Here is a 4754-nt window from a genome sequence, read left to right on the forward strand (position 1 = left end):
GCCAAGACGCAGCTCGACCCGATCACCGTCGAGGTCATCGGCAGCGCGCTCACCACCATCGTCGAGGAGATGGGCAAGGCGATCATCCGCGCGGCCTATTCGACCAACATCAAGGAGCGGCAGGACTGCTCGACCGCGCTGTTCGACGCCGCCGGGCGCACCATCGCCCAGGCCGAGCACATCCCGGTGCATCTCGGCTCGCTGCTCGGCATCGCCGAGCACGTCTTCAAGAACCACGATCTCTCGACCGTGCGTCCGGGAGACGTCTTCGTCGGCAACGACGCCTATACCGGCGGCGGTACCCATCTCAACGACATCGTCTTCCTCGAGCCGATCTTCCATGGCGACAAGCTCGTCGCCTGGGTGACGAACCTCGCCCACCATTCCGACTTCGTCGATCGCGGCCACGCCCATATCTTCCAGGAGGGCCTGCGCATCCCGCCGGTCAGGCTCTATCGCGAGGGCGTGCTCCAGGAAGACCTGATGCAGCTCATCCTGCTGAACTGCCAGGTTCCGCGCGAGCGCATCAACGACTTCCGCGCCCAGATGGCGGCCAATCGCCTCGGCGTGCAGCGCTATCAGGCGCTCTGCGACAAATACGGCGCCGAGACGGTGCGCGCCGCCGGCGCGCAGGTGCTGGACTATACCGAGCGGCGCACCCGCGCCGGCATCGCCCAGATTCCGGACGGCACCTACAGCTTCCGCCACGACTTCGACAGCAACCTGATCGATGGCGTGATGGACCTGAAGGTGGTGATCGAGGTCAAGGGCGACGAGATCTTCATCGACTTCCCCGATGCGCCCGAACAGGTCCGCGCGCCCATCAACATGGTCTATACGGCGCTGCTGGCGACGGTGTATTTCGCCGTGAAGGCGATCGTCGATCCCGATCTGCCGGCCAATTCCGGCTTCCACCGGCCGATCCATGTCTCTGCGCCGCTGGGCTCGGTACTGAACTCGACGCCGCCGGCCGCCGTCTACAGCCGCACCGATATCGGCCAGCGCCTCGTCGACATGATCTTCGCCGCGCTCGCCGATGTCGTGCCCGAGCGGATCGCCGCTGCCTCGACCGGCGGCACGCTCCTGACCACCAGCGGAATCCATCCGCGCACCGGCCGCTTCTACGTCTATAACGAGATGCATGGCGGCGGCATGGGCGCGCGCGCCGACAAGGACGGGCTCGACGGCGTGCAGGTGAACACGACCAACACCGCCAATCTGCCGATCGAGGCGCTCGAGATCGAGCACCCCGTCATGGTGAAGTGCTACGAGCTGGTGCAGGATTCCGGCGGTGCGGGCGAGTATCGCGGCGGCATGACGCTCAGGCGGCGCGTCGAGATGCTCGACCACACCGCCCGCATCTCGGCCGGCGGCACCAACAGCATCGTGCCGCCCTTCGGCCTCAAGGGCGGCCAGGACGGCCTGACCGCGCGCGTCGAGCTCTCGCCCGGCGCCAAGCCGCTCGACCGCCGCGCCGGTATCCTGCAGCCGGGCGAATGGGTCGGCATGGTCGCGGCCGGCGGCGGCGGCTTCGGCGACCCGAAAAAGCGCGACCGCGCGCTGGTCGAGCGCGACCTGCGCGAGGAGCGGATCTCGCGCGAGGCGGCCGTGGAAATCTAYGGGCTGAAGCTCTGAGGATCGTCTGACGATGGAGGCCGCCGGATGCCGCGCCACCTGACCTCCCGCCTCGGCGAAGGCCTGATCGCGATCTGGGGCGTGGTCACGATCGTCTTCGTCGTCTCGCGGCTGCTCGGCGACCCCGCCGTGYTGCTGCTGCCGATCGGCGCGACGGAAGCGCAAATGCAGGAGTTGCGCACGCAGCTTGGGCTCGACCAGCCACTGCTCCAGCAATATCTGACCTTCCTCCTCCATGCGCTGAAGGGCGATTTCGGCCAGTCCTTCCAGTTCGCGCGCCCGGCGCTCGACGTCGTGCTCGAAAGGCTGCCGGCCACGGCCCTGCTCGCCGGCTGCGCGCTGGCGATCGGCGTGCTGATCGGCGGCATGGCCGGCGCGCTCGCCGCGATCTATCGGGGATCCGCGATCGAGGGGCTGGTCCTGCTCGTGGCGCTGCTCGGCCAGGCGACGCCCTCCTTCTGGCTCGGCATCATGCTGATCCTGCTCTTCGCGGTGCAGCTCGGCTGGTTCCCGACAGGCGGCTACGGCGAATGGCAGAACCTTGTCTTGCCCTCGGTGACATTGGCCTGCTTCACCACGGCCAGCATCGCGCGCCTGCTGCGCTCCTCCATGCTCGACGTGATGCGCGACGACTATGTCCGCACGGCCTATGCGAAGGGCCTTAGCCCCCGCCGCGTCTATATCTGGCATGTCGGCCGCAACTCGCTGATCCCGGTCATCACCATGACCGGCATCCTCGCAGGCGAGCTTCTCGGCGGCGCCGCCGTGACCGAGACCGTCTTCGCCTGGCCGGGCGTCGGGCGCTTGATCGTGCAGGCGATCGAGGCCAAGGATTTCCCGGTCGTGCAGGCCGGCGTCGCCGTGGTTGCCACCATCTTCGTCCTGGTCAATCTCCTGGTCGACCTGCTCTACACCCTGATCGACCCGCGCATCCGGCAGGAATCATGAGGCTGCTCTCGTTCCTGCATCGCCAGCGCGCGAACTGGCTGGGCCTCCTCGGCGCCGCCTTGCTGGTGCTCCTGCTTGTGCTGGCGCTCGCCGGGCCCTGGCTCGGCCTGCCCGACCCGACGCGCGGCGACCTGAAGGCCCGGATGATGGCGCCGACGCTCTCCTGGGCCGGGCTGGGCGCCCACCCCTTCGGCACCGACCAGCTCGGCCGCGACATCCTGAGCCGCATCATCGCCGGCAGCCGCGTCACCCTGACCATCGCGGGCTCGGCCGTGATCCTCGGCGGCATCGTCGGCGTGTTTCTGGGCCTCGTCGCCGGCTATTTCGGCGGTTGGTACGACCGCATCCTGATGCGGCTGGTCGACATCCAGCTCGCCTTCCCGCTGATGTTGCTGGCGCTTCTGGTCGTCGCCGCGCTCGGCCCCAGCCTGCACAACCTGATCGCCGTGCTCGCCCTGACCAGCTGGGTTCGCTATGCCCGCATCGTCCGGGCGCAGGTCCTGACCGTCCGGGAGCGCGAATTCGTCCAGGCGGCGCTCGCCATGGGCGCGGGCCATGCTCGCCTGCTCTTGCGCCACATCCTGCCCAATGTCCTGACGCCGGTCTTCGTCGTCGCGACGCTGGAACTCGCGCGCACCATCGTGCTCGAAGCCGGCCTGAGCTTCCTCGGCCTCGGCATCCAGCCGCCCTCGCCGAGCTGGGGCCGGATGCTCGCCGACGGGCGCACCTATATCGCCAGCGCCTGGTGGATCATCACCCTGCCCGGCCTCGCCCTGATGCTCACCGTGCTCAGCGTCAATCTCTTGGGCGACTGGCTGCGCGACTGGCTCGATCCGCGCGCCGACCGGCACTGACCGCATGCGCCGCCGCGCCGCATGCGGCAACCGAAGGCCGGCGTCAGGCCCAGCTCTTCGCCAGATCGTCGATGAAGCTCGTCGCCGTCGCCTTGGCTTCGTTGGCGAAGTCCGCGATCAGCGGGACGTTGCGGGCGTCGCGCGCGAAGCAGACCAGAAAATCCAGCGGGATGGTCGGCTCGAACGGTCGCACCACGACCTGCTTCTCTACGCCCGCGATGAAGAGCGGATGCACCAGCGAGACCCCGAGCCCCGCCGCGACGAAATGGCAGAGCGTCGAATTGGAGTCGGCGGTCAGGACGACATGGGTCCGGACATTGTAGCTCTCGAACATGCTCGCGACCTTCTGCCCGGTATAGGTCTCGGTGTTGAAGGCGACGAAGGGAACGTCGTGCAGGTTCTCCGGCCGGATGACTTTCAGCGCCGCGAGCGGATGGTCCATCGGCATGATGCAGAGCAGCGGATGCTCGAAGAGCGGTTCGGTGACGATGTAGGGGTTCGCGGCGCGGGCCGTGACGATCCCGATGTCCAGCACGCGCGTCAGCACGTATTCGGGAATCCATTGCGAGCTCGGCGACTTGACCATGCAATAGACATTGGGATTGCGCTTGAGGAAGCTCATCGTCGTGCGCTGCATATAGGCGCCGCTCAAAGCGGGGATGGCCCCGATCACCAGCCTCCCCTGATCCTCGCGCTTGATCAGACCGATCGCGCTTTCGACCTGGCGCATCCCGACGAAGATCCGCGCGACCTCCTCATGCAGGCGCAAGCCCTGCGCCGTCGGGAACAGCCGCCCCTTGTAGCGGTCGAAGAGCTTGAGGCCGTTGTCTTTTTCGAGCTGCATCAGGAGCTTGCTGGCAGCCGGCTGCGAGATATAGAGCGCCTCGGCGGCCCGGCTGACCGTGCCGTGCTCGATCAGCGCCTTGAAGATCTCGATCTGACGAAGATTGATCGCGCGCGGCATACTATAACCTTGGGAATAGAGTGCTGCCGAATTTCTATTGGACATAATACCATACCCGTCCCTAGCGTCGTCAACACGGCGGAACAGATGGCTGGGACGTTGCAGGGCCAATTCCGGAAAGATCGGCCCCTTGGCGGCCGCCTCTCGCTCGCCGCCGCAATCGCCGATCTCGGCGCGAAAGCGCTCCGGCCCGCGACACCGTCGGGCCGACCGGATGACCATGAGGGGTAATGGCGGCATGTATCGCATCGGCGTGGATGTGGGCGGAACCTTCACCGACTTCGTGATGGTCGATACCGAAGGCGGCCCGACTGCCTTCCACAAGGTGCCTTCGACGCCGGACGATCCTTCGC

General features: G+C 67.1%; 5 protein-coding genes. 4 read left to right on the forward strand and 1 reads right to left on the reverse strand.

Annotation, left to right across the window (positions count from 1 at the left end; translation table 11 throughout):
• The 3 genes from AB4Y99_RS25820 to AB4Y99_RS25830 form a co-directional block, all read left to right on the forward strand.
• On the forward strand, positions 1-1635 hold a 1635-nt coding region (locus AB4Y99_RS25820; RefSeq protein ID WP_441525338.1), incomplete at its 5' end, for a hydantoinase B/oxoprolinase family protein.
• Positions 1636-1662: 27 nt separating this feature from the next.
• A complete protein-coding gene (locus AB4Y99_RS25825) occupies positions 1663-2583 on the forward strand; it encodes an ABC transporter permease (RefSeq protein WP_441525339.1) in 921 nt (306 codons plus the stop codon).
• Entirely contained in the window at positions 2580-3437 is an 858-nt protein-coding gene (locus tag AB4Y99_RS25830) for an ABC transporter permease (protein ID WP_051987962.1), read from the forward strand. Before AB4Y99_RS25825 ends, AB4Y99_RS25830 begins: the two co-directional genes overlap by 4 nt.
• Positions 3438-3480: 43 nt before the next feature.
• Here the strand turns inward: AB4Y99_RS25830 and AB4Y99_RS25835 are convergent, their stop codons facing one another.
• Positions 3481-4401, reverse strand: coding sequence for a LysR substrate-binding domain-containing protein (locus AB4Y99_RS25835; protein ID WP_038362954.1), 921 nt, complete (start codon positions 4399-4401; stop codon positions 3481-3483).
• A 238-nt stretch (positions 4402-4639) separates the two neighbouring features.
• Here AB4Y99_RS25835 and AB4Y99_RS25840 point away from each other — a divergent pair.
• On the forward strand, positions 4640-4754 hold a 115-nt coding region (locus AB4Y99_RS25840), incomplete at its 3' end, for a hydantoinase/oxoprolinase N-terminal domain-containing protein (RefSeq protein ID WP_441525340.1).

The sequence above is a fragment of the Allobosea sp. TAB14 genome, from assembly GCF_052113865.1.
Taxonomy (GTDB): Bacteria; Pseudomonadota; Alphaproteobacteria; order Rhizobiales; family Beijerinckiaceae; genus Allobosea; species Allobosea spartocytisi.